The organism is Vibrio kyushuensis, assembly GCF_050337325.1.
Taxonomy (GTDB): Bacteria; Pseudomonadota; Gammaproteobacteria; order Enterobacterales; family Vibrionaceae; genus Vibrio; species Vibrio kyushuensis.
In genome coordinates this window covers 1-25,530 of the sequence record NZ_JAKJSV010000020.1, presented here as the reverse complement: position 1 = coordinate 25,530, position 25,530 = coordinate 1, and the positions used below count along the sequence as shown (strand labels likewise).

19 protein-coding genes and 4 pseudogenes are annotated in these 25,530 nt (G+C 42.5%); 7 read left to right on the top strand and 16 right to left on the bottom strand.

Features of this window, described 5'->3' with window-relative positions; genetic code table 11:
* Positions 1 to 106 precede the first annotated feature (106 nt).
* From L4D20_RS24050 to L4D20_RS24035, 4 genes are all read right to left on the bottom strand, one after another.
* On the bottom strand, positions 107 to 553 hold the full coding sequence (locus L4D20_RS24050; protein WP_428804097.1) for a hypothetical protein: 447 nt from the start codon (positions 551 to 553) through the stop codon (positions 107 to 109).
* A 296-nt stretch (positions 554 to 849) separates the two neighbouring features.
* Positions 850 to 2,427, bottom strand: coding sequence for a family 20 glycosylhydrolase (locus L4D20_RS24045; protein WP_428804096.1), 1,578 nt, complete (start codon positions 2,425 to 2,427; stop codon positions 850 to 852).
* A gap of 450 nt (positions 2,428 to 2,877) precedes the next feature.
* Positions 2,878 to 4,650 carry a sodium:solute symporter family protein gene (locus L4D20_RS24040; RefSeq protein ID WP_428804095.1) on the bottom strand — a complete coding sequence of 591 codons (1,773 nt, stop codon included), beginning with the start codon at positions 4,648 to 4,650 and terminating at the stop codon, positions 2,878 to 2,880.
* 408 nt (positions 4,651 to 5,058) lie between these two features.
* On the bottom strand, positions 5,059 to 5,877 hold the full coding sequence (locus L4D20_RS24035; protein WP_428804094.1) for a LamG-like jellyroll fold domain-containing protein: 819 nt from the start codon (positions 5,875 to 5,877) through the stop codon (positions 5,059 to 5,061).
* A 589-nt stretch (positions 5,878 to 6,466) separates the two neighbouring features.
* Here L4D20_RS24035 and L4D20_RS24030 point away from each other — a divergent pair.
* Complete coding sequence (locus L4D20_RS24030; RefSeq protein ID WP_428804093.1) at positions 6,467 to 7,645, top strand: ROK family protein; 1,179 nt, start codon at positions 6,467 to 6,469, stop codon at positions 7,643 to 7,645.
* 124 nt (positions 7,646 to 7,769) lie between these two features.
* Positions 7,770 to 7,890, top strand: a pseudogene (locus L4D20_RS24025) (IS5/IS1182 family transposase); the annotation flags it as partial.
* A 152-nt stretch (positions 7,891 to 8,042) separates the two neighbouring features.
* Here the strand turns inward: L4D20_RS24025 and L4D20_RS24020 are convergent.
* From L4D20_RS24020 to L4D20_RS24000, 5 genes and pseudogenes are all read right to left on the bottom strand, one after another.
* Entirely contained in the window at positions 8,043 to 8,945 is a 903-nt protein-coding gene (locus L4D20_RS24020; RefSeq protein WP_428804092.1) for a polysaccharide lyase, read from the bottom strand.
* Positions 8,946 to 9,419: 474 nt separating this feature from the next.
* Complete coding sequence (locus tag L4D20_RS24015; protein WP_428804091.1) at positions 9,420 to 10,310, bottom strand: polysaccharide lyase; 891 nt, start codon at positions 10,308 to 10,310, stop codon at positions 9,420 to 9,422.
* 472 nt (positions 10,311 to 10,782) lie between these two features.
* Positions 10,783 to 10,897: pseudogene (locus L4D20_RS24010) on the bottom strand (sugar kinase); the annotation flags it as partial.
* 130 nt (positions 10,898 to 11,027) lie between these two features.
* Complete coding sequence (gene uxaC, locus L4D20_RS24005) at positions 11,028 to 12,443, bottom strand: glucuronate isomerase (protein WP_428804090.1); 1,416 nt, start codon at positions 12,441 to 12,443, stop codon at positions 11,028 to 11,030.
* A 12-nt stretch (positions 12,444 to 12,455) separates the two neighbouring features.
* Positions 12,456 to 13,919: a fructuronate reductase gene (locus L4D20_RS24000; RefSeq protein WP_428804089.1), complete on the bottom strand. Its 1,464-nt coding sequence runs from the start codon at positions 13,917 to 13,919 to the stop codon at positions 12,456 to 12,458.
* A 494-nt stretch (positions 13,920 to 14,413) separates the two neighbouring features.
* On the opposite strand from L4D20_RS24000, the gene L4D20_RS23995 reads away from it, so the two are divergent.
* Positions 14,414 to 15,595: a M20 metallopeptidase family protein gene (locus tag L4D20_RS23995; RefSeq protein WP_428804088.1), complete on the top strand. Its 1,182-nt coding sequence runs from the start codon at positions 14,414 to 14,416 to the stop codon at positions 15,593 to 15,595.
* A gap of 47 nt (positions 15,596 to 15,642) precedes the next feature.
* Here L4D20_RS23995 and L4D20_RS23990 read toward each other — a convergent pair whose 3' ends face one another.
* Positions 15,643 to 16,611, bottom strand: a complete 969-nt coding sequence (locus L4D20_RS23990; RefSeq protein ID WP_428804087.1) for a LysR substrate-binding domain-containing protein — start codon at positions 16,609 to 16,611, stop codon at positions 15,643 to 15,645.
* A gap of 459 nt (positions 16,612 to 17,070) precedes the next feature.
* On the bottom strand, positions 17,071 to 17,844 hold the full coding sequence (locus tag L4D20_RS23985; protein ID WP_428804086.1) for an AAC(3) family N-acetyltransferase: 774 nt from the start codon (positions 17,842 to 17,844) through the stop codon (positions 17,071 to 17,073).
* A 250-nt stretch (positions 17,845 to 18,094) separates the two neighbouring features.
* Here L4D20_RS23985 and L4D20_RS23980 point away from each other — a divergent pair.
* The 3 genes and pseudogenes from L4D20_RS23980 to L4D20_RS23970 all read left to right on the top strand — a co-directional run.
* A pseudogene (locus L4D20_RS23980) lies at positions 18,095 to 18,211 on the top strand (transposase); the annotation flags it as partial.
* Positions 18,212 to 18,368: 157 nt separating this feature from the next.
* The gene (locus L4D20_RS23975) at positions 18,369 to 19,037 is read left to right on the top strand and encodes a TetR/AcrR family transcriptional regulator (RefSeq protein ID WP_428804085.1); all 669 of its coding nucleotides are present in this window, start codon (positions 18,369 to 18,371) and stop codon (positions 19,035 to 19,037) included.
* Between the two features lie 66 nt (positions 19,038 to 19,103).
* Positions 19,104 to 19,443 (top strand): annotated as a pseudogene (locus L4D20_RS23970) (DDE-type integrase/transposase/recombinase); the annotation flags it as partial.
* Between the two features lie 69 nt (positions 19,444 to 19,512).
* Here L4D20_RS23970 and L4D20_RS23965 read toward each other — a convergent pair.
* The 5 genes from L4D20_RS23965 to L4D20_RS23945 all read right to left on the bottom strand — a co-directional run bounded on the left by L4D20_RS23965 (position 19,513) and on the right by L4D20_RS23945 (position 24,540).
* Positions 19,513 to 20,466, bottom strand: coding sequence for an SDR family NAD(P)-dependent oxidoreductase (locus tag L4D20_RS23965; RefSeq protein WP_428804084.1), 954 nt, complete (start codon positions 20,464 to 20,466; stop codon positions 19,513 to 19,515).
* Positions 20,467 to 20,623: 157 nt separating this feature from the next.
* Entirely contained in the window at positions 20,624 to 21,502 is an 879-nt protein-coding gene (locus L4D20_RS23960) for an NAD(P)-dependent oxidoreductase (RefSeq protein WP_428804083.1), read from the bottom strand.
* A gap of 176 nt (positions 21,503 to 21,678) precedes the next feature.
* Entirely contained in the window at positions 21,679 to 22,476 is a 798-nt protein-coding gene (locus L4D20_RS23955) for a hypothetical protein (RefSeq protein WP_428804082.1), read from the bottom strand.
* Between the two features lie 16 nt (positions 22,477 to 22,492).
* Positions 22,493 to 23,260 carry a sugar phosphate isomerase/epimerase family protein gene (locus L4D20_RS23950; protein WP_428804081.1) on the bottom strand — a complete coding sequence of 256 codons (768 nt, stop codon included), beginning with the start codon at positions 23,258 to 23,260 and terminating at the stop codon, positions 22,493 to 22,495.
* Positions 23,261 to 23,316: 56 nt separating this feature from the next.
* Positions 23,317 to 24,540, bottom strand: a complete 1,224-nt coding sequence (locus tag L4D20_RS23945; RefSeq protein ID WP_428804080.1) for a Gfo/Idh/MocA family protein — start codon at positions 24,538 to 24,540, stop codon at positions 23,317 to 23,319.
* A gap of 350 nt (positions 24,541 to 24,890) precedes the next feature.
* Between L4D20_RS23945 and L4D20_RS23940 the strand changes: the two genes are divergently transcribed.
* On the top strand, positions 24,891 to 25,530 hold a 640-nt coding region (locus tag L4D20_RS23940; protein ID WP_428804079.1), incomplete at its 3' end, for an NAD-dependent epimerase/dehydratase family protein.

Sequence of the window (25,530 nt, the reverse complement as noted above, 5' to 3'; positions counted from 1 at the left end):
GTTTTACTGTTTTGTAGCGAGCAATATTACGCTCTGCTCAGATAGAGACTGGAAGCTAGGTTTAAGGATTGCGCTAGTCTCTTTATCCATAGAGCGGATTGTCCCACTAGCTTGTACGTTTGCAGTAACTGCTTTTGGAATTGTGCCACCATTGAATATGCTGTAAACAAAAACCGCTGGGCAGAGCGGACTTGTTTGCTGGCAAATACTTAGCAGCAGTTAAAGAGATGGCCATGTGAGTGCCATGTCCACAGTTGTGGGAACGACCATCATGATTAGTAGAATAGTGATGGTTTGTCAGGTTAACCATCTCGCAACGCCAAGCAATTGTTGTAAATGCAGGTTCGACGATTAGGTACGCATAAAACGCAGTACATGCGTCGAAATCAGCAATCGAATAGCCTGCAGCGTGTAATATCTCACGGCACATTTTTGATGCTTTAACTTCTTCACCTGAAAGTTCGGGGATTTTGTGGAAATCATGCCGAGTTGTAATACTAAAATCCTTTAATGCTAGCATCGCTTCATTTAACTCGAAGTGATTCAATGTCATTAGATGGTGCCTTTCATAGTGAAGCTCAGTCGAGTAATAAGTTATGCACCAAAGAAGCCGCTAGTTGAAACAACTAGGAATAGAACGATTATTTTCCAAGCGAGGTTTTTCGGATGGTCCATCTTGCATTTGCCAGCCTCTAGGCCTGCAAATGCAAGAAGTGGTACACAATATGCGTCTTGAACAGCCTTTATTGTTTTGTTTCTCTGTACACGACAAACCACGGGTTAAATATCAACCACAAGTGTCTAGAGTATCGAACAGTTAACCTAGCCACATAACCCGTAACTTTGCTTTTAAAGCCTCGCAGGTGAAGAGTTACTTTTTGATAGTCGCTGTAATAAAACCTCGATTTTTTGATTGCGATATTTATTAAATGTATCGATTTCTGCTTTATGGAGAACGTCGCCAAACTTAATGTGGAAGCGGTGGTTCAAGTCGTCAGCTGTCGCCAATAGGTCTTGAAGTTGCTGTATTGCTTCGAATTCATCTTGACGCCTAAACTCTTCTGATTGAACCCATCCTTCTAGTACTCTAAAGGTTAGCCAGAACTCACGTAGTTCAAGTTGCATAGTGTAATGTGCAAACTCATCTTTATTGTATTTAGGAACAATTCTTTTTAAATCAGCTTGTAGTTCTTGAATTGCATTTAGGCTCTCTTGAGCGACTCGACTTTGTGCTTCTGTTAGTCCTTTTCTGCCAGACTGGCTAACTGAGCCAGCCATTACTTTATTGGTCATAGCATCAGCGGTCAGTATTCTCCAAAGTTCGCTTCCTTCAGAATTAGTTAGGCCAAAGCGTTCTATAGCGTAACTGCGTGCAAAGCCATTAATTTGTAAGCGTTCTTCGTGGCCAAGCGCTTCTATAAAAGCAGCTGTAGTCATTCGAAAAGCATCATTTGGGTATGAGTGAGGATAGACTTGACGAATAGTATGAAGCTCTACGACTTCTACCTCATCATCACTGAACCAGTTGTAACCATATTCACCTGACGTTGACCAAGATGTTAGTACCATACCCGTGTAGCCCGCATCTTTAGCTTCAGGAATATAGTCAATTATGTTTTTTAAGTGTTTCTCCCATGCATGTGTATGGTAGTCATCTGGATGTGAACGAATAGATGGTGCTCCCCAAAACGCTAGACCATATTTTTCGATTAGAACTCGAGGGTCGGTTCCGAATCGATCAAAGTCCCAACCATAGTTCCAGTCGATATAGATGACATTATCGGGCATATCTGCAACTGACTCAGGGTACTTTAAAATCATATCAGCCCAAATCAAAGGTGTTTTACCACGCTCTGTAACAATCTCAGCAATCATTTTCATGTAGTCGACATAAATTTTAGACTTACGAGCATCTTCACTTAAGTCGCCGCACACTTTTAAGCAGCTATCACAATCTAATAAACGAGTCTCATCGCCGCCAATATGAACATATTGAGAATTATGAGTAGAGAACATATCATCAAATAGTTCTTCGAATAGCTCTCGAGCCTCCTCAAGTCGTGTTGGATCGACTTGTGATAGCTGTCTTCTATCTGCTCTTAAATAGGCATAGCGTTCATGCATGAGAATATATTCAGCATGCCCAAAGTTTTGTTGTAGTGGAATAACATCAAGCCCTAAGCTTTCACTATACTCAATAAATTCCTTTATTTGCTTTCGCGTATAAGCATAGCGATTGGATATAATATGGTGTTTGTTATATGGGTAGGAGGCTTCCCATTCCATTATTAGAGTATTGAAACCCATATTTGATATTTCAAGAGCCATCTCTTTTAGTGCATCAAAAGGCATGACTTGTATGCGGAAGTCTACGTGATAAGCAACCACAGGGTTTTCCGTGCTACGCTCGATCTCACAAGCTGGCATATATATTCTCCTTGACCTTATTTTTGACGAAAACACATCCTGATACTGCATTTCCGGTTGAAATATTCACTTCTTAATTGTCTATGAACAATTGCTATTTTCTTTCCCATGCAAAGCAACGAGAAAATATCGAGTAGCCAATTGATTCATCGAACTTTATTCTCATAAATGTTGTATATCATTGTGACGGCAGTGGTTGTTTTTCTGTGTATATCGCAGCAACTCACTGCTTAGCCTTAGCCTTAGCCTTAGCCTTAGCCTAAGCATGATCATTTCATAAGCATAAGGTTCTAATCCCTCCGCTGCTGGGTATAGTTCACTGTGAACCACCACTTGTTGACTGCGTCGACACACCCAATCACATAGCACAGCTATGTGATTGGGCTTCGTCTTCTTGTCGCCGCGCAAAGGCTCCAATTGTTTAGGGTATAAAGCTTAGCCCGGTTAAAGTTAACTGTTTTGATAAACCGGCGTTTTCTCGGCCTCGCCGGATTGGGCACTCTTATGCAGCAGATACCCGATAGTAAGTACCACAACCCCACAGAATACGAAGGCCATTCGCCCCCAGAATGGATTCGGTATCAGTACCATTGCCATGACTAAAGTACCGAAGACCAGAATCAGCTTACCTAACATGTTGCGTTGCTGACGGTCGACAATATCCTGCCCCTCTCCTTCAATAACCGGGGTTTCAACATCTTTCCAAAACGCTTGCAGTTCTTTACTACGCGCCCCTTCCGGCTCTTTGTAGAACTTGGTTGTCAGGCAGAAGAACCCACCGGTAATGAACAGATGACCCGCCAGCCCTAGCACAACTTTAAGGTCAGTTGCCTCACGTGCGGTGAATGGAACCTCTAAGTTCAGCCAATTTGCAACCATATCAGCCGTAATAACAAAGCCGGCAAAATAAGATACGACCAATCCCACTACCACGGTCCCCCAGGCTGCCCAGTCTGGCGTTTTCTTAATAAATACACCAAAGAACAGCGGCACTAAAAGCGGCATCTGAAGCAAGGAGCTCGTAAGCATCATAGCGTCAAACAGACTTACACCGCGCAGTGAATTGATAAACAGTGCGATGAGAATAATCAATACGCCAAAGACAATCGTAACAACTCGGCTCACACGCAATAATTTGGCATCATTAGCCTTGCTATTGATAAAAACCGCATAGAAATTACGAACAAAAACGCCTGAGTTCTTGTTCAGACCTGAGTCCATAGAAGACATTGTGGCAGCAAAAACCGCGGCCATCAGCAAACCAACCATACCAACGGGCATTGCGCGTTCAACGAAAATCAGATATACCGTATCCGCCGCTTTATTGCCGAGTTGTTCGGCATGTACTAGTGCCGCATCGGGATAAAGCACGGCAGCAGCCCACGGAGGTATAAACCAGATTGCCGGACCAATTAGCATCAGAGCAAACGCTAACAGTGCCCCTTTACGTGCATTGACAGAATCTTTTGCTGTAAGAAAGCGATACGACACATCTATAGCGTTGATATTTTGCCCTTGCTTAACAAACATGAAAATAACCCAGGATATGAATAGCAGTGGATAATTCATGCCTGGACCCATGATATTATCGACAGGAAACTGTTCGATAAGATTGGAAGGCCCGCCCACTTTGAAGATTGCTACCACCGCGCATACTACGGTTAATGCCATAATGACGACCATCTGCACAAAGTCAGATGCAACGACACCCCAAGAGCCACCTACCACAGAGACAAACAGAACAAGCAAGCCTGTAACAATAATGGTCGTTTCAATGTCAATCTTGAATACTGCACTGACAAAGATCGCTAATGCGTTCAGTGCGATGCCTGTGGAGACAAGGTTGGGTGGTATTGATGCCCAGGTGAATACCTGCTCATTGGTTCCACCAAAACGTCGGCGCACACCGTCAATAGGCGTGACAATACGCATCTGACGGAAACGATAAGAAAAGAACCACCAGGAAAGCAAGAATCCAAATGCGTTGGCCAGAAAAATAGCCATAACAGGAAAACCTTCCGTAAACGCCTTGCCCGCTGCTCCGGTAAAAGTCCAGGCACTAAACTGAGTCATAAATGCAGAGGCGCCAACCATCCACCAAAGCATTTTACCCCCCCCACGAAAATAATCGCTCGTGGAGCGTCCCGCTAACCGTTTAAAGAGCAGTCCGACTACAATTATAAATACGAAGTAGACGAGTACTACCAGAATATCAATGTTCATTTTTGACTCCAATGATGTTATATATTTTTTATAGTAAATAAGGGTCTTAGCTACTGAATATCATGTTTTATCATGGCTCCCATTAACTGTTATTAATACAGCGGCAATGACAACTATCCAGAGTGCCGAATAACTCATCCAGTATTTCCATCACCTATTGGTCGTTCCGGGTAATTAATTAATCCAACTCCTGTCCGGAATTAAAATTCGCAGGATTTTACAAGAGACTCTATGTATATTTTATAGAGCACTAACAAAGTAATTAAACTATATAGTTTGAATGCTTTGTTAATGGGTTTGTTTCCTAATTCTAGTTCTAAGAGTGTCGAGAAATCGATATTAAATAAATGGCAGTGACAATCCTAAGATTGTCACTTCTAAATTTGTTGGAGTGTGTCCTTACAATTTTTATTTTCCGCATACACCACGCATAGAATAAAAATGCCTTAATAATTGTAATTCGTCTAATTCATAATCATATATTGCTACTTTCCCTATAGAGCCTTTAAAGAATGAGTTAAAATCTCTTGTCGCTATTCTAGTTGGGGCGGTCCCATTTCCAGGGATTATATCGTACCCTAATAAACTATCTTGGTCCCTTAAAGCACCATTTTTATATATTTTAGTATAGCCAGTTGGATATGTGTCGCTCGTATCAACAGTATTTATAATTAGCGTGTAATGTATCCATTCCTTAGTGTCAACTGGGTCTTGAAAATAAGAACCGGCACCTAATGCACCTTCTAAGTTAAACGAATAGCCACTGATCCTATTAGGTCTATTTTCATCATTGGTATAATTGTACATTCTAGAAACCCAAGAATGTTGATTTTCCTCTCCTTTTCCCATCCAATGAACATATCCACCTTTCTCACTGTTTTTAAATTGCAAAACTTTTGGTTTCATCCATGCTTCAATGGTGAGTATACCAGTAGTCGTTATTTCTAATAAATCGTCATCCGGTATTTCAAAGTAATTATCCTTACCATTAAATGCATTTGCTGTATCTCCATTAGGCAAATAATCTGTTTTAGTAGCTTTACCACCAAAACTACCGTCTAAATAGTTCACTGAATGATCTTGTGTGCTGCCTTGTTCCAATAACCAATAACCCACAGGATTGTCTTGTAAAACAATATCGTCGTAATCACTTGGCTCAAAAGCTAAGGCACTCGCATTACTTAAAACTATAAACGGTAACAAAATACTAAATACTATTTTTCTCATGATATTCCTCTTGTTTTAAAACTAATTCACCAAAGTATTTTGGTGAATTAAAATCAGGTTTTTTTAGTGTTGACATGATTCCAACAACCAAATTGTCTTTATAACCCTTGTTACTTTTTATCTAGTTTTCCGAGTTGGCTGCCATCATATGAAGTTCACTAAGGCTGAAACCTATTATGGCCATCATGTGGCTTTTTATTCGTGCTAGACGATAAATGTTGATTAAAACGTGGATACACAACCCATATTATCAACCTTCAATTCGCTCTTATTAAAGCGGATCTCAAGGATTTTAGTTCCAACTAGATTTTCCTTTAGACATCCTGTTTTGATGATTATTTAGACAATGTAGATATAATAACACTAAGTGTAATTATATATAGTTACACTTGGTGTTATTATATGACGCTGGTCACTTAAAATATTTTTACTTTATAAAAATCAATAGCTTATTGTTGTAATTTGAGGGGAGGGGCTGGTTGTTAGGCGTGGTTACAGAAGAGGCAATTGATTCAGATAAATAGTTTGTGCATTTTAGGCCTACTGGATAAGATAGGGCAAATCGGTGATGCAACTATGATTGATTATAATGATAAAACAACAAGGCTTGTCTCTAGAAAGAAAGGTTCTATTATTCGAACAAATTCTTGATGGGTATAAAAAAGATAAACTTATTACTCGAAAGGGGTTGATCGAAAAAAACGGATTTCGCCCTGCGACTGTCTCTCAACTTCTTTTTGATCTTATTGAACTGAATATCGTTAAAGAGGATATGAAAACTAGTGTGTCGGGGCCTGGTCGTCCAGAAGTCTGCTTGATCCCTAACCTGAAAGAGTTTAATGCCGTTTTTGTCCATATAGATTCGCTAACTATTACAGCATCGTTAGTGAATTTGGTGAGCGATGTTCTCTTTTCTACTAGTGTAAAAATCGAGAATAGGGAAACAAGCAAGGAAGAGATTGTTTTGGCAATTGGATCTATTGTGAAGAGTGCTATCGAGTCGGCTGAGCCAAATATGAAGATTTGTGGTGTTACTTTATCTTTGCCAGGGATAGTGGATCGTGAAAACCAAATTTGGAAGTACTCCAACCGTTGGCCAAACGCTACTAATGTTTCCTTCGAATCTATTTCGACTAAAGCTAGCTGTAAAATCAATTTGGTAAAGAATCTGCAATCTGAACTTAATTCATTTGTTTTGGAGAATCGTCAACTTGCATCAAGGAAGACGTTGTATATCCATTGGGGGGAGGGGATAGGTGCCGCAACTTATGATCCTAAGAGGATGACTCGTTTTGGAGGGACAGGGCTATTTAGTGAATTGGGACAAACTATTATCGACTCGGATGGCTGCACTTTAGAGAAAGCGGTCTCTCTAGCAGCGTTACGCCATGAATTAAGTCTTACGATTGGCTGCACTATTGGTAATGAGAAACAGTGTGCCGATCAGGTAAAGTTGAAACCATTGTCATCTCTTACATGTCTAGAAAGTGCAACTGAAACTTTTTCTCGATCTTTAGTCAATACATACCTCACTCTATTTCCAGATACAATTATTCTTACTGGACCCTTTGTTCAAAATAGTCAGGTATTTGAAGAACTAAAGTCACAGTTTTTTGCACACATTCCCAATTATTGCTCACCTGATATTCAATTATTGGTCAATGTTAATTCAGTGCAAAATGAATTGCAGGGGGCAATATCTCCATTTTTTAAACAGTACGTTAATGAGATTATCGTTAATGGAAGTCATAAAAGTACAGCTAAGTAAAACACATAATTCTGTGTACTTAATTTGGCTAGAAGCACATTTATATTCACTCACCTAACTTAGTGTAGAGAAGTCATTGAGATATCAGGTGATGGTACTTATGACATAAGGTACTAACATGTAGCGAGTAAAGCAGTTTCTAGGAGGTAAACTTAACCTGAGAAACTGCAATTTAAGTTGGTGAAACCTACGCCATGATTAAAGCGGTCAACAAGCTTACAGGACGACGTATGCCTGAAACTTAGGGTGTTGTATCGACATTACTCAATTTTAAGCAATTTGGTTTCCTGTCCTAGTCACGCAACAAAGCCTACCAATTACCCAAATTTCCAACGAGGTTATCACCAAACAATACTTTTCTTACATGAGTACTTTTGGGTGTGTGTCCTTATAAAAATTATTGGGGATAAGGGGGAATGAAACTGCTGTCTAGGCAACCAATGGGCCGATCGTTGATGACAAAGTTGTCAAACATCACGGTCTCGTCCTTCACAGGTGCCCAGCTGGCATCTCCGCCACCAAAGAAAGTGGAGAAATAAAACCCATCAATATTGAACGCATCCGTATAGCGAAATCTCATATCGGTTTTATCGAGGGCCAGCTCTCCATCGAGCCATGAACGGACAACCCCGTCCGCGTTTGCGTTGGCCTCACCGGTTCCGCTTACTGTGTTCATCTTGATGTAGGTCTCCACACAATGCCATTTTCCAGGGGTAAAAAACCGGTCAGCTCCTCCGTGGTTCCAGTCCAGATCTTCTCCAAATCTGCCGGGTTGATCCGGGTGATAGACGTACTGAACGATACGGCCATCGCTGCGCCACATAATACGTGCACTCCAGCCGTCCATGCCTGTGGGTGTGCCACCGCCGCTGTTGCCCTCACCACCAAACAGCCCGTGTAGCTTCCCGCCTTTGATAAAGTCGACATCGTCGTTGAATTTTAGGTAGTAACGCACATACATTTCATCAGAGTAGGGTATGGGGTCGTTCAGCAGCGCAAAATCCATGAAGTATAAGGCTCCACCGGCACTTGAGTAAGTACCCTTGGGGTAGGTAACTTGTGCTGCTTTGCTGCCGGACAGCACGTCGGTTGACACGACACTGTGGTTTTCCAGTCGTTTCAACGTCAATCCCCACTCCTCATCCCAGGGGGTGTTCTCATATCCCGAAGACCATAAATAGCCGTGTTCGGTAGCCGGTGGGTTGTCTGCGTTCTGGTGGTTCCCTTTATCTTCACTATTAGCGCTAGCAGAAGAGGCTACTAGCAATGATAATGAAACTACACTTTTTATATTAAACATAATGATCGTCCTTAGTGGTAATACATGAATAAAATATAAATTAAAAGCCGTTTTTGATTGTTGAGTTTAATTGTAGTTATTTCTATTAATGTGGAAATTCGTTGCTTTGGCTAATTTTGTTAGTTGTTATGTGAGTTTTTATAAATTTTTATTTATTCGTTTTTTCGTTCATCTATGATGATTAAGAACGATGATGAACCCTTCTTACTTATACTTTTTAGTAAGACTGATTGACGTGGATATAAATTGTACTTATGAGTGTCAATGACGGTTTCATGATATTGTTGATAACATAAACAATAATTTAAATTTAAGTTTATATTTGAAAAGTATAGTGCTACGTGATTTTTGATAAAAATCACGTAGCACCCGCTTTGTTGCGTAATTAAAACAGGAAAACAAATTTCCAACGAGATTATCCCCAAAGCATATTTTTCTTACATTGGTACTTTAGGGCGTGTGTCCTTATACAAATTATTTGGTATGACTGCTGTCCAGACAACCGATGGGCTTGTCGTTGATGACAAAGTTATCAAACATCACGGTCTCGTCCTTCACAGGTGCCCAGCTGGCATCTCCGCCGCCGAAGAAGGTGGAGAAATAAAACCCATCAATATTGAACGCATCTGTGTAGCGAAATCTCATATCGGTTTTATCGAGGGCCAGCTCTCCATCTAGCCATGAACGAACAATCCCGTCCGCGTTAGAGTTGGCCTCACCGGTACCGCTTACGGTGTTCATCTTGATGTAAGTCTCTACGCAATGCCACTTTCCAGGTGTAAAGAACCGATCAGCTCCTCCGTGGTTCCAGTCCAGATCTTCACCAAACCTGCCAGTCTGATCCGGATGATAGACATACTGAACGATACGGCCATCGCGACGCCACATAATGCGTGCAGTCCAGCCGTCCATGCCTGTGGGTGTACCACCGCCGGTATTAGCCTCGCCACCAAGTAGTCCAGGCAGCTTCCCGCCTTTGATAAAGTCGACATCGTCGTTGAATTTTAGGTAGTAACGCACATACATTTCATCAGAGTAGGGGATGGGGTCGTTCAGCAGTGCAAAGTCCATGTAATATTGGGCCCCACCGTACCTTGAAAAAGTACCCTTGGGGTAGGTAACTTGTTGTGCCTTTCTGCCGGAAAATACGTCGGTTGATACGATACTGTGGTTTCCCTCTTGTTTCCACTTCAATCCCCATTCCTCATCCCAGGGGGTGTTCTCATATCCCGAAGACCATAAATAGCCGTGTTCGGTAGTCGGTGGGTTGTCTGCGTTCTGGTCATTTCCTTTCTCTTCACTATTAGCGCTAGCAGAGGAGGCTACTAACAATGATAATAAAGCGACACTTTTTAAATTAAACATAATGTTCGTCCTAAGTGATGAAGCATGATTAATATATAAATTCGTGATCTAGACTAATTGTCGTTGTTATGTCGAAAATTTAATAAAATTAATAATTTCTTGTTCTATTATATGGTAAAGCGTGCTAGAAAATAAAAGTGCTTCTATTAACTTCATTCGTTACCTTCGTTTTTTGTCATGAATGAAAACGATGGTGTCTCTGCTTTTATTATGTTTTCCATCAAGATTAGTTGACGTGGATGTAAATTTTATCCCTTAGCTTTAATAATGACCGTCATTGCGTTATTGATAATATAAACATTATTTTAAATAGAATATTATGCCTTGAGTAAGTATATCACTGCGTGTTTTTTATAATGTTTTAATCCAGTTTCCGGCTTAGTTGCGTAATTAGGCAGGAAACCAAATGGCTAAACTATTACTCCTGACGATAAAATATATCGACGGTCATTTAAATGACGGTCAGCTTTTTAAAATCAGGATGATGAACAAGATAACGAGCGGCGTTAGTACAGGAATGTTCGTTCTCCTTGAGCATCCAATTGAATGAGATACAAACCCGGTTGACGTGATTTATCACGTAACATTTCTTGTTGCTAGCTTTGTAGCATACCGCCACTGGTTGCATCACAGCTATAAGTTTGGTGCATGGAGCCAAACGAGGCTCCATTAAGCTAAATCATGCATTCATGATGGCTATACGTTTCATTCTGCAGTTCACTCATTCGGTAATTTGAAATATGTTTTTGCATTATTAAAACAAATATCTTCGACCATTGGACCTAGTAGAGAAAGATCGTTTGGTACTTCTCCATTTTCTGACCAGCGACCTACCATGTCACATAGAATGCGACGGAAGTATTCGTGACGCGTGTATGACAGAAAGCTTCGAGAATCTGTGAGCATACCAACGAATTGACTGAGCAAGCCAAGCTGAGAAAGTTGCTCCATTTGGCGCTGCATGCCATCCTTTTGATCGTTGAACCACCATCCTGAACCAAACTGAACTTTTCCAGCAATACCACCGCCTTGGAAGTTACCGATCATGCTTGCCATCATTTCGTTATCGCGAGAGTTAAGACAGTAAAGAATTGTTTTTGGTAACTCGTTGGTCTTGTCCATGTCATCGAGCAGATGAGCCAGTTCAAATGCAAAAGTGCTGTCACTGATAGAATCAAAACCCGCGTCTGGACCAAGCAGTTTAAACATACGAGTATTGTTATTTCGCTGCGCGCCAATATGAAGCTGCATAACCCAACCACGTTTTGCGTATTGCTTTCCTAGCCAAACTTGAATAGCAGTACTAAATTGATTGACCTCTAGCTCTGATAAGCTTTCTCCAGCTAAGCGTCGAGTAATCATTGTGTCTAAAGTCGGTTCTGCTGGTATATCTGCATACCGAACAATTTCAATACCATGATCCGCAGCACGACAACCGTGCGCAGCGAAGTGATCTAAGCGGCGATCAAGCGCGGTAAGCAAATCAACAAATTTAGAGATATGCGTATCAGCAGCCTCGCCAAGTAATCGCATATATTCGGAAAATCCGTCGAGTTCAATCTTAAACGCCCGATCAGGGCGCCAACTCGGAACGACTTCAATGTCGAAACTCGCATCTTCCGCTATTGTTTGGTGTTGCTCTAAAGTGTGGATAGGATCGTCCGTTGTACCAGCCATGACGACATTCATTTGTTTCATGATTCCGCGAGCAGAGAACTCCGGCGTTTGCAGTAGTTCATTGCACTCATGCCAGATGTTATCCGCGGTATCAGGCCCAAGTAGTTGGCCAGTTATACCAAAAGGACGACGAAGCTCTAAGTGAGTCCAGTGATAGATAGGGTTTCCAAGCGTCATCGGCACTGTTTTTGCCCAGGCTTGGAATTTGTCATAATCTGACGCGCTGCCCGTTATCAAGTGCTCTGAAATACCCGCTGAACGCATGCCTCGCCACTTCATGTGATCGCCCTCAAGCCAGATTTGACTAAGGTTTTCAAATTTACGATCTTGCGCAACTTCCTCTGGATTAAGATGGCAGTGGTAGTCATAGATTGGTAGATCGGCTGCATGCTCATGATAGAGACGACGAGCCGTTTCATTACTTAGTAAAAAATCATCACATAAGAAATGCTTCATAATGCTGTCCCTCTACAAGGCGGCGATAGTGGCGCGTGCACCATTTTTGATTAGAGACTGGTAAGCAGAGCAAACAGCATCGATAATCAGAGGGTTTTGGCCTATGTCAGCTGCAAATATCGCCTCAATAGAAAGTAATTCTGGGACGACAGAGATACTTGCTCCATGCACATCAAAGATTGCTTTTAATTGCTTAGCCATTGGGTCGCGTACATCAATCTTATTACCCTGCTCATCAACGGCTGATACATACCGCATCCAGCCAGCAATGCCTAAAGCTAGCCACTTAAAATTGGACTCATGTTTTAAATGAAAGCGTAAGCTGCCGCCCATTCTCTGTGGGATTTTCTGACTACCATCCATCGCGATTTGCCACGTTTGGTGCTTCAAGCTTGGGTTGCTAAAGCGTTCGATAAGTAGCTTTGCGTAACCTTCTAAATCTGTCCCGTCTGGCATGGTTAGCGTTGGCGCTTGTGCTTTTGTCATCATATCAAACGCAGCTTTACGATAACTCTCATTGGTCATAGTGTCTGAGATATGTTGGTAGCCGCCAAGGTAGCCGAGGTAAGCAAGGAATGAATGGCTTCCGTTTAGCATGCGTAACTTCATTTCCTCAAATGGAACAACGTCTGCAACAAATTCAGCGCCAGCAACATCCCACTCAGGACGTCCGTTAACGAAGTTATCTTCAATTACCCACTGGCGGAAGGGTTCGCAAGCAATACCACAAGGGTCTGCAACACCAACTAGCTCTGTAATCTCGGTTAATGTTTCTGATGTAGCTGCAGGTACAATGCGGTCAACCATGGTGCAAGGGAAGGTCACATTGGCTTCAATCCATCCTGCTAGGTCCTGATCAACAAGGTTTGCGAAGTCTAGAACTGCAGCACGTGCAACATGACCATTTTCTTGTACGTTATCGCAAGACATGACAGTGAAGGGCTTTAGGTTCAATTCACGGCGAATACGTAATGCTTCAACGATGTAACCGATGGCAGAATTTGGTTGGCGAGGGTTCTCTAAATCCGCTTTAATTAAGCCATTATTCTTATCTAGACGGCCAGTGGATGGGTCTACACAGTAGCCTTTTTCTGTAATGGTCATAGAAACAATCGCGACTTGCTCCTCTGCCATTTTTGCGAGTACTGTTTGCTGGTCTTCTAGATTAGGGTGCAACGATTCGGTCACAGAACCAATCATTTTGACAACGGTTGAATCTGCTCCTTTTTCTGCCACTGTGTATAAGTGATCTTGTTCACGCAGTTGGGTGATAAGGTCTTCACCACCGAACAGGTTGATCTCACAAATTCCCCAGTCACTGCCTGTTTTTTCAAGCATTTCGTTAGTGTACAGTGCTTGATGTGCTCGGTGGAAAGCGCCAAAGCCGAGGTGAACAGTTCGAGTTTTTAGTTGTGAGCGATCGTAGTTCGGTTTTACTACAGAAGCGTTAATGTTTGTGTTGGCAAGATTCGCCATTGTCTTATCCTTATTTAAGCTTGAGTAAACAATCTTATTATGAAAAATGCAGCTTATTTTATTAGTAGCTAATTAGGTGGAACCGAATAAGCACTATAAAGGCAAAGAGACTTCTCTATGATACAAAATTGTAGTGCCGCGGATGGTGGTGATTTACCCTGCGGTACATCTCCTCACTATTGGTTAACCAAATTTAGTGTGCTTAAGCTACCTTTCATTACTATTGGTTGTCCAATCTTGCGAGTTTAAGTGTGATATTGGTCAACCAATGGTACTTGGTGCGTTGACGAAATTCTATGTGTAGCCATAATTGATGACGGTTAAAAAGATTACGTTCTTCTTGCATTTCGGGCCTAAGGGCTAGCGGCAAGATGGGCCAACGGAAAAATCTTTCTTGGAAAATCATCGTTCTATTTCTAGTTGTTTCAATTTGCTGCTTCTTTGGCGTATCACTTATTGCTCAACTGGGCTTCACTATGAAAGGTATCACCTGAATGACATTGAATAACTTCGAGCTAAATGAATCGATGCTAGCACTAAAAAAATTTAGTATTACAACTCGACGTGAGCTCCACAAAATCCCTGAACTTTCAGGTGAAGAAGTTAAAACATCAAAAATGTGCCGTGAAATATTACACGCTGCAGGCTATTCGATTACAGGTTTTGACTCATGCACTGGGTTTTATGCAGATCTAATCGTTGATCCTGCATTTACTACAATTGCTTGGCGTTGCGATATGGATGCTCTAGAGATGGTTGACCTGACAAACAATCAGTACTCTTCTAATCATGATGGTCGTGCCCACAATTGTGGACATGACACTCACATGGCCATTTCTTTAACCGCCGCTATGTATTTGTCAGAGAACAAGTCAGAAATGAAGCACAATATTCGCTTTATTTTCCAAATGGCTGAAGAAGATATGCGTGTCCCTGGTGCTAATAAAATGGTTGAACTAGGGTGTATGAACGGTGTTTCTGAGGTGTACGCACTACATAATGATGCGGCATTAGAGTGTGGCACTGTGAATGTTAATGTTGGGATCATGTCATCATTCGGTTACGCATGGACATTGAACATTAAGGGGGTATCTGCTCACGGTTCAACACCTCACAAAGGTCTTGATGCCATTCGTGAAGGCGCACGCATTGTCGCTGATATGGACTATATTATTGCCAAGCAAACAAGTCCGTTCTGCCCAGCGGTTTTTGTCTGCGGTATGTTCAATGGTGGTACAATTCCAAATGCAGTTGCTGCTAACGTACAAGCTCGTGGAACAATTCGCTCTATGGATGAAGAGACTAACACAATCCTTCAATCTAGCTTTAGGTCTCTTTCAGAGCAGAGTGAAATACGTGGATACGAAACATCGATTGATTACATTGGTTACCCTGCCGTAATCAACCACCCAGACGCTTATAAGCGTGTAGTACAAGCAGCAAGCGAGACAGTACCATCTGAGCTTTTGAATATTGACGCAGGGCCAATGACGGGGAGTGAAGACTTCAGCCTTATGGTTAACGCTTGCGAAGGCAAAGTCGGTGCGATGTTCTTCCTAGGCTCTGGCAACAAAGAAAAGGGGATTAATAACTATCTTCACTCAAATCCATACTTTGTAGATGAAGATTGCCTTATAATTGGCGCACAGATTGTCGTCAATCTAGTATCACACTAAGGCACAATCTCTGAATTAAGAAAGGTAACGCCTAGTCGTTACCTTCTTTAGTACTGAGGCAATTCAAAGGTCTTGGAAAAAGCAGCCAAGTCGTTACTCGACATACTTACAACCCGCTCCATAACCACTTTAGTTAAGTGTGGTGCAAATTTTTCGATAAAGTCATACATGTGATCTTGAAGATAGACGCCACGGCTAAAACACAACCAAGCGCTTCCGCTATCAATAAGGCCTTTAAGTGGAATGGCTACAATTTCATCGTCACAAATACTCTCCGCCGCGATGGTAGCAATGACCCCAACCCCAAGCCCCATCCCAACGTATTTTTTAATAACATCGGTATCCATTACCGTCATAGCATACTTCGGGTATAAGCCAGCGGATCCAAACGCCTTATCCTGGACATATCTTCCGCTCGAACCTTTGTCATAACTAATCAGCCTATACTTCGCTAGTCTCTCTAGAGAAAGTACTCCACTAGATAAATCATGATCTTTAGGGATGATCAAACTTAACGACCAGTTATACGCAGGGAGTGTGATTAGGTTAATGCTTGACTCAACCTTGTGTGCCACGATAGAGAAATCCGAAGGTCCTATCTTACTAATTAACCCATTCTCTGTCGGGTGGGCTGCCCCAACATGGAACGGGACGTGAGGGTACTTCTTGAAAAAATAACGAATAGTCTCTGGTAGGATAAATCTTGCAATAGTATTTGTCGTGTATATGTTTAGGCTTCCCTTATTTGGATTGGCGTAGTTACTAGCAATCGCCTTTATTCTATCTGCCGTCAGTAACATTTGCTGTGCTTCTTTAATAATCTCAAGCCCTACAGGGGTAATACCGGTTAGACTTCGGCCCTTCCGCTCAAATATCTTCAACCCTAACTCAGACTCTAATAACCCAATTTGTTTCGATATGCCTGGCTGAGACGTAAACAACTCACGAGCTGCGATCGATATGTTAAAATCATGTTTTGCGATTGCGGTTAAGTACTTCAACTGCGTAAGTTTCATAATACCCCTGAGCCTTATTACTAATTGATTTGAGCTATATTCTAGCTTACTGACGATTATTAAACTTACCACTTATTACCCCCAAAGAGCAGTAGCGGGCTAGCTCTTTTTGGTTATTTTTATTTGGTATGTAAGTAAGATCGCCTAGATTCGAAAAAGTTCTTTATACACTATTATTTTTACGCTAGTTGAGGCTTTATATTTTCGATGTCGAGTCCACCGAGCAATGAATACCACAGCTCATCAGCTAATGTGAGTGTTTGCCTAGGTATTTTTCTTGGCCAAGCTAACTTGCCTTTTTCGAGTAGCTTTAATGCTCAAAGTTAAAAGGTTACGACGTTCATTGAAATCATTGAATGAAGGCGCTTACTAAAAATAAGGGTAAGCCAATTCAAGCCCTTTAGCGTAAAGGCCTGACTTTCCACTCATACCGAAAGCTCATATTTCCTTAAACAGTACTCAATACCAAGATTCTGGAATAGGTTTGTCGTCGAGAAAGACATCTTGGTTCAGTTTTAGGAAAGTTGTCGTGATATCGGCCATCTGTTTCGCACGGGCAAGAAATACTTTAGCCTCTCCAACTTGTCCCCAGTGGCCAATACCAAGCTTGATAAATGGCTTTTCTAGTTTGTCATAATTTTCATGGATCTTTTTAATTGGACTTTTATGGCGATGTAAGACTGTATCAATAATATGATCACCTTTAATAATCTTGATCGGTTCTGGGATTGGATCTATTCGGTTCGGGACTTCGCACCACTCTTCCATGCCATGGATATAGGTATTTCGTGTTAGCGGGCATCCAAGAAGTAGAATTTGTGCATCGGCATCATACAGTTTTCCCCATACCCCATCTCTTGGACAGGGTGAGGTTGCCTTTTCTTCTCCAGCAATAAATTGTTCTGCATTGTTCCCAAGAGCAGCAACGGAGTGGGTAGGGTGAAGTGACCGAATCACTCCCGTTCTGTTTCTAAATAACTCACTCAATACACCCACACATGATGGCTCTTTATCTGGATCAAATATGCCATCCGTAAGGTTGTGCTTGTCCCAACTGTGAGTCGGTAACAGCAATAGTCCATTCGACATGAATTCAGACAAGGCATCGAGTACAGTGTCAGCCCCACCCTCAACAGTGCCAATTGCTTTCATCGACGAATGAACAAGCAGAACACCGTTTGGATTTATACCAACACGATTTAAATCATCAATAAGGTTTTGTTTATTAAACATAACTGGTTTTATTTCTAGGTGGGTAAAAGATAATTTTAACCTGTACTAGGAATAAGAAAAAGTGAGATAGTGACGATTATTATTGCTATTTAAATGTTTAGTTACTTCAATTGTAAGAATTTATATCTAGGGTTGATTTGTTGTTATTGCAAGAATGATGTCCCTGTTTTACTCAGCTATACACGCTTCCTAGAGTCGATGCCATCAATGCTCATTCCATTAATTTTTTTGATGGAAGAGCTAAAATCTGATGGCGACAACTCACCGTAAAAATATGAAACCAAAGGTGTTATCCTCTTGGATAGAATGATGTTGTCAAAAAGGTTTATTATTGATGACTCTCAATGATCTATTTAAAAACATTACCCCTGATGATGGGCTCGTCAGAGAGAATATGACATAATGGCCTGATGGTTGGTGAACCATCGGCCGATCATTAGCAGTACGAATAAGAGCGGAAATTTTACAGCAGCGAATAAAACTAAACATTTGTATTTTGTTCCAATGTTTAGCGTAGAGGATTTATGATGACTGAGAAGGTGCGAAAAATAATTGTACCGAAACAAAAAAGAGGCAAACAGACAAAGAAGAGAATCTTGGATGTAGCCACCCAGATATTTGCTGAAAAAGGCCTAGAAGGTACACGGATTGATGAAATTATTCATCGCAGCGAAGTGAATAAAGAGAGAATATACGCCTACTACGGATCGAAAAAAAAATTATATCAGGAAGTACTGCTGGAAAATTACAGGAGAGTCACTGACGACAACATTCTCATGAATCTGGATGAGACGGCAATACCTAACCTCAATGCGATTATCATTGATGTATATATCGACTTCCATGAGAGCCACCCCAACTTCTGGCGATTGCTTTCATGGGAAAACTTGAGCAACGGAGAAAATCTCTCCGATGAACAGTGGAGCGTCTTGCGGGGTGGATATCTCGAGCACCTGAAGGGGTTGTATGAATTGGGACAGAAAAAAGGCTTTTTCAGGAAGGAAATAAACTTCAACAGCTACATCTTCACCGTTTTCTCCCTAACCTTTTTCTATTTCTCTAACCAAATAACTATGAGTAAACTACTTGGAGTTGATTTGAAATCAGCGGCGGTGAGACAGCAGATCGAGCACGACATAATAGTCATCCTCTCCAGTGGTGTAGCTCATGGAGAGCACAAAAAAGACAGGTGATGAGGAATATAGATTTTAAAGTCTTTAGCCATTCTTTAAAAAATTATTAACGCAGATTCCTCCTAGCAATTGGATGAAACGTACGTCAAAGTGAAAGCCAAATGGCTCTATCTCTAACGAGCCATCAACAAGCATCGCCAGACGCTTGATTTTTATTTCTCCCATAAACGGGATCGCCATTTTGCCTATCAATTCCTCAAACGTTGTCTGCGCTATTATTTTCTAGAGAAACAGCCAAAAACTATAACCACTGACAAGTACTCTTCGTATGGTCATGCGATAGCTCGGCTTAATGAAGAAAATAAGTTGCGACAGGATGTTCAACAACCAACGGCAAGCAGAGCATTTGAAAAATGGTACAGAGTCCAATCACGCTCTAATTAAGAAACTCATTGTAGCAATCGGTTGATTCAAATGTCGGAGGGCAATAAAGTCTGATTATTTACAATGAAGGCTGTCCAGCTTATGACACACTTCAGATAAAAGCATTTATGTTAGTCAGCTCCGCACTAAGCTTCCATAATTTTAAGGCTTCATTTGGATCTACTGCATAACTACATACTCCACGATAGGGGGCATTATAATTAGATGCTAATCCCGCGATGTTGCAGTCTTCACAATACACCCCGCCTAATTCATTTAGATCTATACTCGTTGCTGCCCATATTTGAGTTGCCGCGCCTTGTTCGGGGGTTTTGAAGGTTGGATCGATAGGATTACCGTCTGTATCGACCCATCCTTTGCTAGACATTTCTTCGCTTGTGAGGTGTCGTTGTAACGGTGTGAATATGTTTCCTGGGTGTACAGAAAAAGCTTTGATCCCTCGATCTTGGCCATAACTATTCAATTGCAACGCGAAGAGCGCATTAGCTGTTTTGGATTGACCATAAGCTAGCCATTTATCGTAATCAGACTCAAAATGTACGTCATTCCATTGGATAGGGGAATTATGGTGCCCGGCTGAAGAAGTGCAAACGATCCTCGAATCTTGATTTATGTTTTCCCAGATAAGATTGATGAGAACGTAGTGCCCCAAGTGGTTAGTCGCAAATTGCGACTCCCAACCCAAGCCTAGACGATTCTCTGGACAAGCCATTATTCCTGCGTTACACAGAACTATATCGAAGGAAATATTACTTTCAATAATACTCTGTGAAAAACGCTTTACTGATTCGATATCTGAAAGATCTAGAGGAAAGATAGTAACATTATTTACTCCTCGAACAGCATTAGACGCACGTAACGTATCCCTTGCTCCGATAATTACGTGTGCTCCTACATTTGTTAACGCTTTGGTAGACTCGAATCCCAATCCTGAGTGACCGCCTGTAATTAGTACGACTTTCCCTGAAAGCTCCACATATTGAAGAACGTCGGATGCAGTAGAAGAAGCATCGAAAGCCGATTGAATTGGTGTTTGTGTTTTCATTAAAAACTTCAACAATGAATGATAAATTATCCCTCAATCACATAGAGGTCGTAGGATGTCGCTCTTCAGATAGAAGCTGTTGCTAGGCCGAAACAATAAACGTTGTTGCGCTATAAGTAGGTTAACCAAACCAACAGCACAACAAGGTTCTATCGAATTACTTTTTAAGCCCAGTGAAGTAGTCGAAGATTGCTGGTACATCATTTTGACCTAAACCTGCATCAAAAGCAGCTTGTAGGTTCTTAGAAGTACCTTGAGCGATTAGAGACTCTGTACCTAACTCTTCACAGAGCTCAAGGAAGTAACCAAGATCTTTGTTTGCATTCGCAACAGAAAAGCCTAGTTTTTCATCTCCATCTACAGCGTAGAACTTACAGAACTGCATGAATGGAGAGTTAGAAGGGCCCACTGACATGATGTCAAACAATTGTTGGCCATCAATGCCAGAAAGCTTAGCAACAGCGAATGCTTGAGACATAGTTGCAACAGTCGTCATGCCCATGAAGTTGTTCACAAGTTTAGTCACGTGACCAGCGCCCAGATCACCTAGGTGGAATACGTTTTCGCCTTGTTCTTCAAGAATAGGTTTTACTTTGTTGAAAGTATCTATGTCGCCAGCAGCCATGATGTTTAAAAGACCATCTTTAGCGTGTGCAGGAGTACGGCCTAGAGGAGCATCGATCATACCAGCGCCTTTAACCGCTAGATCTGCACCAATCTTCTTAGTCGAAGCTGGGATAGAAGTACCAAAGTCGATTAATGTTGCGCCTTCTTTTATACCTGCAAGGATACCTTCTTCACCGTATACTACTTTTTCAACTACTTCAGAAGTAGTTAGGCATAACATTACGATGTCAGAGTTTTCAGCCAGTTCTTTAGCAGTAGCAGGGGCTTTAGCGCCACGTGCAACACAAGTTTCCACTGCGTCAGCGTTAAGATCCATTACGTTTATTTGGTAATCACGGTCCTGAAGGTTTTCAACCATGTTGCCGCCCATAAGGCCAAGTCCAATGAAACCAATGACAGGTTTAGTCATGTCTTACTCCAGTTGTAGTATTGTTCGTTTAGGTGGGTTTACACTCTGACTTAATCAACCACAACGTATAGAAAGTGATATTAGTTGTAGATTTTCATGCGTAAAGAGTTAAAGAGCCCGAAGTGCGCATGGCCTATATTCCATAGGCTCAACGCACCAAATTAAAAAACACAGCGTTAAACGAGCTGAGCATTAGTGTCCCCGATAACCTTCATTCTTTCCAGATGCGCGATAGCTTCCGAATATTCACAGTGACAGGTGACATAGAAGAAGGGATGACGACCTGTTGCGCGGAATGTTTGCGCATTCTTGCTATGGAATGCGCCTGTCCGATCCATATATTGCCCCCATAACCCTAAACCCCGCCCTAGCTCAATCACGTCTGATTTCGATGCGGCCCACGAAGGGGGAAACAGCGACAAAAAGATGGGTAGGTTGTTTAGCCACGTTCCACAGCGCACATGCGTGACTGAAGGGTGCTCGGCTTTGGTGTCTAGGAGCAGGCGCAGCAGATCCGACGCCATTCCTAACTTGTCGTCAAATGGCGAGTTTGGCAGTGCGGCGTTACTGATGTGCAGCTTGATGAATTGACCATCTATGTCGCGCAGCCAAGAACCGTGCGCCCTAGGAGGGTGTGGACGGCTATCTGCTTTAATACGTACTTTCATTAGCGGCCAAAGAAGTGCCATGCACTCAGCCTCCAATGCCTGCGAATCAAGTGTAGTGACATGTTTTTCAAAAATGGCAATAATGCGCCGCTTCAGCTCATCCCATTCTGGATCGCTGAAGCCCGGTACTGTCGGGTCTATCTTTTCGCTTCGGGTAGAGAGGCGATAGATATCAGCATAGCGATCGAGTGCATCCCAAGGGGATACAGGGTTTTCCGTGTGACGAGCGAGCTGCCACACATGCCAAATCATCAAGGGTGCTGCGTTTTTAACGTAGTCCTCGCGCCATCTGTATAAGTCATCCATCACCACTACCTCCGGTTTAGGACTCAAGCCACTTTTTGAGGGTGGCAGCGTCGGCAAAAAACTGCTCAGGATCACCGTTGCGGACAAATTCCAGCATCGCAAACCTTTCTGTATCATCCTCGTCGGCAGCACTAAAGCAAGTCGGCCAGTATGACTCTCCATCAGCCAACGGATACTGGGTAAATTCCGGTGGATTGTCCCAGTGGAACACGTGCAGATGAATGAGCTTTTCTTTCAGTGCATCAATTTGTTGCAGGTGTTCGTCTAGGGAAGCGCCGAATTGCGGTTGCCAGTAAGTATAAATATTCGGATGGTCTACAGCATCAAGCAGTTTCAGCGTGCCATCAAGTGTCTCAGTGAATGTATATCTATGAAATTCATAGGCAATGCGGATCCCAGCATCTTGTGCGATATCGGCAAGGCGTTGGCTGTGCTGAACAACCAAATTAAAGTACTCAGGCGTTTTTTCTAAGTCGAATGCTCCAGCCCAAATTCTGATAACTGGTGCTCCAAGAGCCGCTGCCGTTTCAACTAGCTCTTTGCAGTCGCCTGGCGCGTCGCCCGCTTTGTCGTATGTAAAGAGATAAGAACCATAGCTAGCGACACTCAGTCCAGCATCACGAGTCAGCTGGCCAACCCTTTCGGCATTTTTGAGATCGCCTACGGGTACGTGCGTGTCAGCACCCCATTCGATACCTTTGAGCCCAGCTTTGCTAGTTAGCTCTACTACCTCTTCTACAGTTTTGGCGCGGAACGTTACAGAACAAATTCCAGATTTGATCATAGTTTATTACCTTTTTATTTATCATTGCCGTCTAATTCGGCATTTTATTTGGTGTTTTACTCGGCACTGCGTCCGCCGTTAAAGGAGCTATAGCCCGTCAGCTCAAATGTCACGCCAGGCTTCGCCCAAGATGCCCCCATTTCACTGAACATTTTTTCTTCTTCGAATGCTGTGATAATGAGAGGTTCAATATCATTGATTTGCACATTCGATATGTTTTCGGAGTTCGTGACTGTCGTTTTGCAATCTTCAGGAATTGCATGGATAGGGGAGGATTCATGAGCTCCGTTGTTGAAGAGTGTCTGTGAAGCAACCAGCGGCAGATCGCAAAGGACTTCGTCGTTGCCAGACAGCTTGCTTAGTATGACGTCAAACATATTTTTATCGCGCTCATTTCGCGGAAGGAGCGCGATCGATTGCATGGTTCCATCGTCAAGCTTAACGATCGCTTCTAGCTCACCCATGGTAAAGGTCAGAGTGCCTTTATCACCAGTAATGACGTAATGCTGGCCCATAGAGCTGGCGCAGGCATGAGTGGCATAGAAATAGATTTTAAGATCATTGTCGGTCATGATGCGCATGCAGGCGGTGTCGGCGTTTTCAATATCGTTGGCGTGATACAGCTCGGCCTGAATGGTGTCGAGCGTCGCTGCCGTGCCAAACTCTTTGCCAGCAAAATAGCATAGTAGGTTTACATGGTGTGCCTGAGCATTGTTGTACGGACTATCCAGTACCCAAGCGCCGCCCGATTTAAGTTTTCCAGCCCAACCGTTGCGGGTGTAATAGGTCGTGTTGCGAGAGGATATGGCATGGCATTTGAGCGAAATCAGTTTGCCGATCACACCGTCGATCAATATTTGTTTCAGTTGTCGAATGTCTGGCTGATAGATGTATTGGAAGCCAACCGCCACGAACTTTCCGGTTTCCTCCGATGCTCGTTGCATTTCCATCACTTCTTGGATGGTGGCTGCCGCAGGTTTTTCAACTAAAACGTTGGCGCCCGCTTGCATAGCAGCAATACTCATTTCCGCATGCGTGGAGATACCAGTTGGGATGCAGCACAAATCAATCTTGCCGTTGAATTCCTCCAGCATCTCTTTGTAATCAGGAAAAATGACCGTCCCCTGGCTACGCAACCAGTCGCATTTCTCCTTGTTATCATCCTGATTTCTGACAACTGCAGCGACAATCCTGATACGGCCGCTTTCGGTTTCTCTCTTCAATTCCTGGTAATGGATTTCCCCGTATCCAGATACTCCGATAATCGCCGCGTTCAACATATCAACCACCCTTTCAATTCAATTAAATTCGCCATCAAATATAAATAACCAAGGAGTTACGGTCAAGATATATATTACCAACTAGTTAGTTTGTTTTGGGGTGCGTAACTTTGTTATTCATTACAGGTGCGTGTCTCTGTTAAGTACTCTGCGACTCCGTTAAGTCATTTAATAAAGCTCTTTTTCAGTGCCTCTCCTTTGAGCAATAACGGATCCGTAAGGCGAGAATCGAAAATAAAACAAACTGAAAAGATACTTCTTGACATGACCTGTGATACCTCACAATATATAAACCAACCATTTAGTTTGTTTTTAGTTGTGAGGTATTTATGGTCAATACAGAGAGTCTCTTGGCAAAGCCAACGCATTTTAGCTCCGAGCAGGAGTTGGATGAATTCATCACCCGCCCCGACCAAGAGGTGATGGACATGCTGTCTAAGCTGGATGGCGACATCATGATCCTGGGGATTGGCGGGAAAGTCGGTAACCATGTCGGGCTGATGATTCAACGAGGAATCGATACCCTTGGCATTGATAAGCGAGTGTATGGCGTTTCTCGATTCTCAGATCAGGCGGCGAAAAATGAGCTGGAAGAGAATGGGATCGCGACGATTTCTTGTGATTTACTGGATCTGGAAGAGGTGAAAAAACTGCCTCAGGTGAAAAATATCATCTTCATGGCTGGGAAAAAATTCGGGACGTCCGGTAGCACCCACGTGACCTGGGCCATGAATACTCTGGTTCCTAAAAACGTCTGTGAGCACTTTTCGGACAGCCGTTTCGTGGCCTTTTCTACGGGCTGTGTTTACGATCTGATGGACATTAAACAAATGGGGGCTATTGAGGAGAATGATATCACCCCTGTGGGTGATTACTCCAATTCTGCCGTCGGTCGTGAGCGTGTGTTTGAGTATTATGCGGAGACTCACAAGCTTCCGACGCTTCTGTTTCGTTTGAACTACGCCATCGATCTGCGTTATGGGGTGTTGT

Excerpts from the sequence above, each read along its gene's own strand:
- L4D20_RS24000 (WP_428804089.1), bottom strand. The coding sequence starts at position 13,919 with ATGGCGAATCTTGCCAACACAAACATTAACGCTTCTGTAGTAAAACCG.
- L4D20_RS23975 (WP_428804085.1), top strand. The coding sequence starts at position 18,369 with ATGATGACTGAGAAGGTGCGAAAAATAATTGTACCGAAACAAAAAAGA.
- L4D20_RS23995 (WP_428804088.1), top strand. The coding sequence starts at position 14,414 with ATGACATTGAATAACTTCGAGCTAAATGAATCGATGCTAGCACTAAAA.
- L4D20_RS23985 (WP_428804086.1), bottom strand. The coding sequence starts at position 17,844 with ATGTTTAATAAACAAAACCTTATTGATGATTTAAATCGTGTTGGTATA.
- L4D20_RS24015 (WP_428804091.1), bottom strand. The coding sequence starts at position 10,310 with ATGTTTAATTTAAAAAGTGTCGCTTTATTATCATTGTTAGTAGCCTCC.
- L4D20_RS23960 (WP_428804083.1), bottom strand. The coding sequence starts at position 21,502 with ATGACTAAACCTGTCATTGGTTTCATTGGACTTGGCCTTATGGGCGGC.
- L4D20_RS24030 (WP_428804093.1), top strand. The coding sequence starts at position 6,467 with ATGATAAAACAACAAGGCTTGTCTCTAGAAAGAAAGGTTCTATTATTC.
- L4D20_RS23950 (WP_428804081.1), bottom strand. The coding sequence starts at position 23,260 with ATGATCAAATCTGGAATTTGTTCTGTAACGTTCCGCGCCAAAACTGTA.
- L4D20_RS23990 (WP_428804087.1), bottom strand. The coding sequence starts at position 16,611 with ATGAAACTTACGCAGTTGAAGTACTTAACCGCAATCGCAAAACATGAT.
- uxaC (WP_428804090.1), bottom strand. The coding sequence starts at position 12,443 with ATGAAGCATTTCTTATGTGATGATTTTTTACTAAGTAATGAAACGGCT.
- L4D20_RS24050 (WP_428804097.1), bottom strand. The coding sequence starts at position 553 with ATGACATTGAATCACTTCGAGTTAAATGAAGCGATGCTAGCATTAAAG.
- L4D20_RS23945 (WP_428804080.1), bottom strand. The coding sequence starts at position 24,540 with ATGTTGAACGCGGCGATTATCGGAGTATCTGGATACGGGGAAATCCAT.
- L4D20_RS24035 (WP_428804094.1), bottom strand. The coding sequence starts at position 5,877 with ATGAGAAAAATAGTATTTAGTATTTTGTTACCGTTTATAGTTTTAAGT.
- L4D20_RS24040 (WP_428804095.1), bottom strand. The coding sequence starts at position 4,650 with ATGAACATTGATATTCTGGTAGTACTCGTCTACTTCGTATTTATAATT.
- L4D20_RS23955 (WP_428804082.1), bottom strand. The coding sequence starts at position 22,476 with ATGGATGACTTATACAGATGGCGCGAGGACTACGTTAAAAACGCAGCA.
- L4D20_RS24020 (WP_428804092.1), bottom strand. The coding sequence starts at position 8,945 with ATGTTTAATATAAAAAGTGTAGTTTCATTATCATTGCTAGTAGCCTCT.
- L4D20_RS24045 (WP_428804096.1), bottom strand. The coding sequence starts at position 2,427 with ATGCCAGCTTGTGAGATCGAGCGTAGCACGGAAAACCCTGTGGTTGCT.
- L4D20_RS23965 (WP_428804084.1), bottom strand. The coding sequence starts at position 20,466 with ATGAAAACACAAACACCAATTCAATCGGCTTTCGATGCTTCTTCTACT.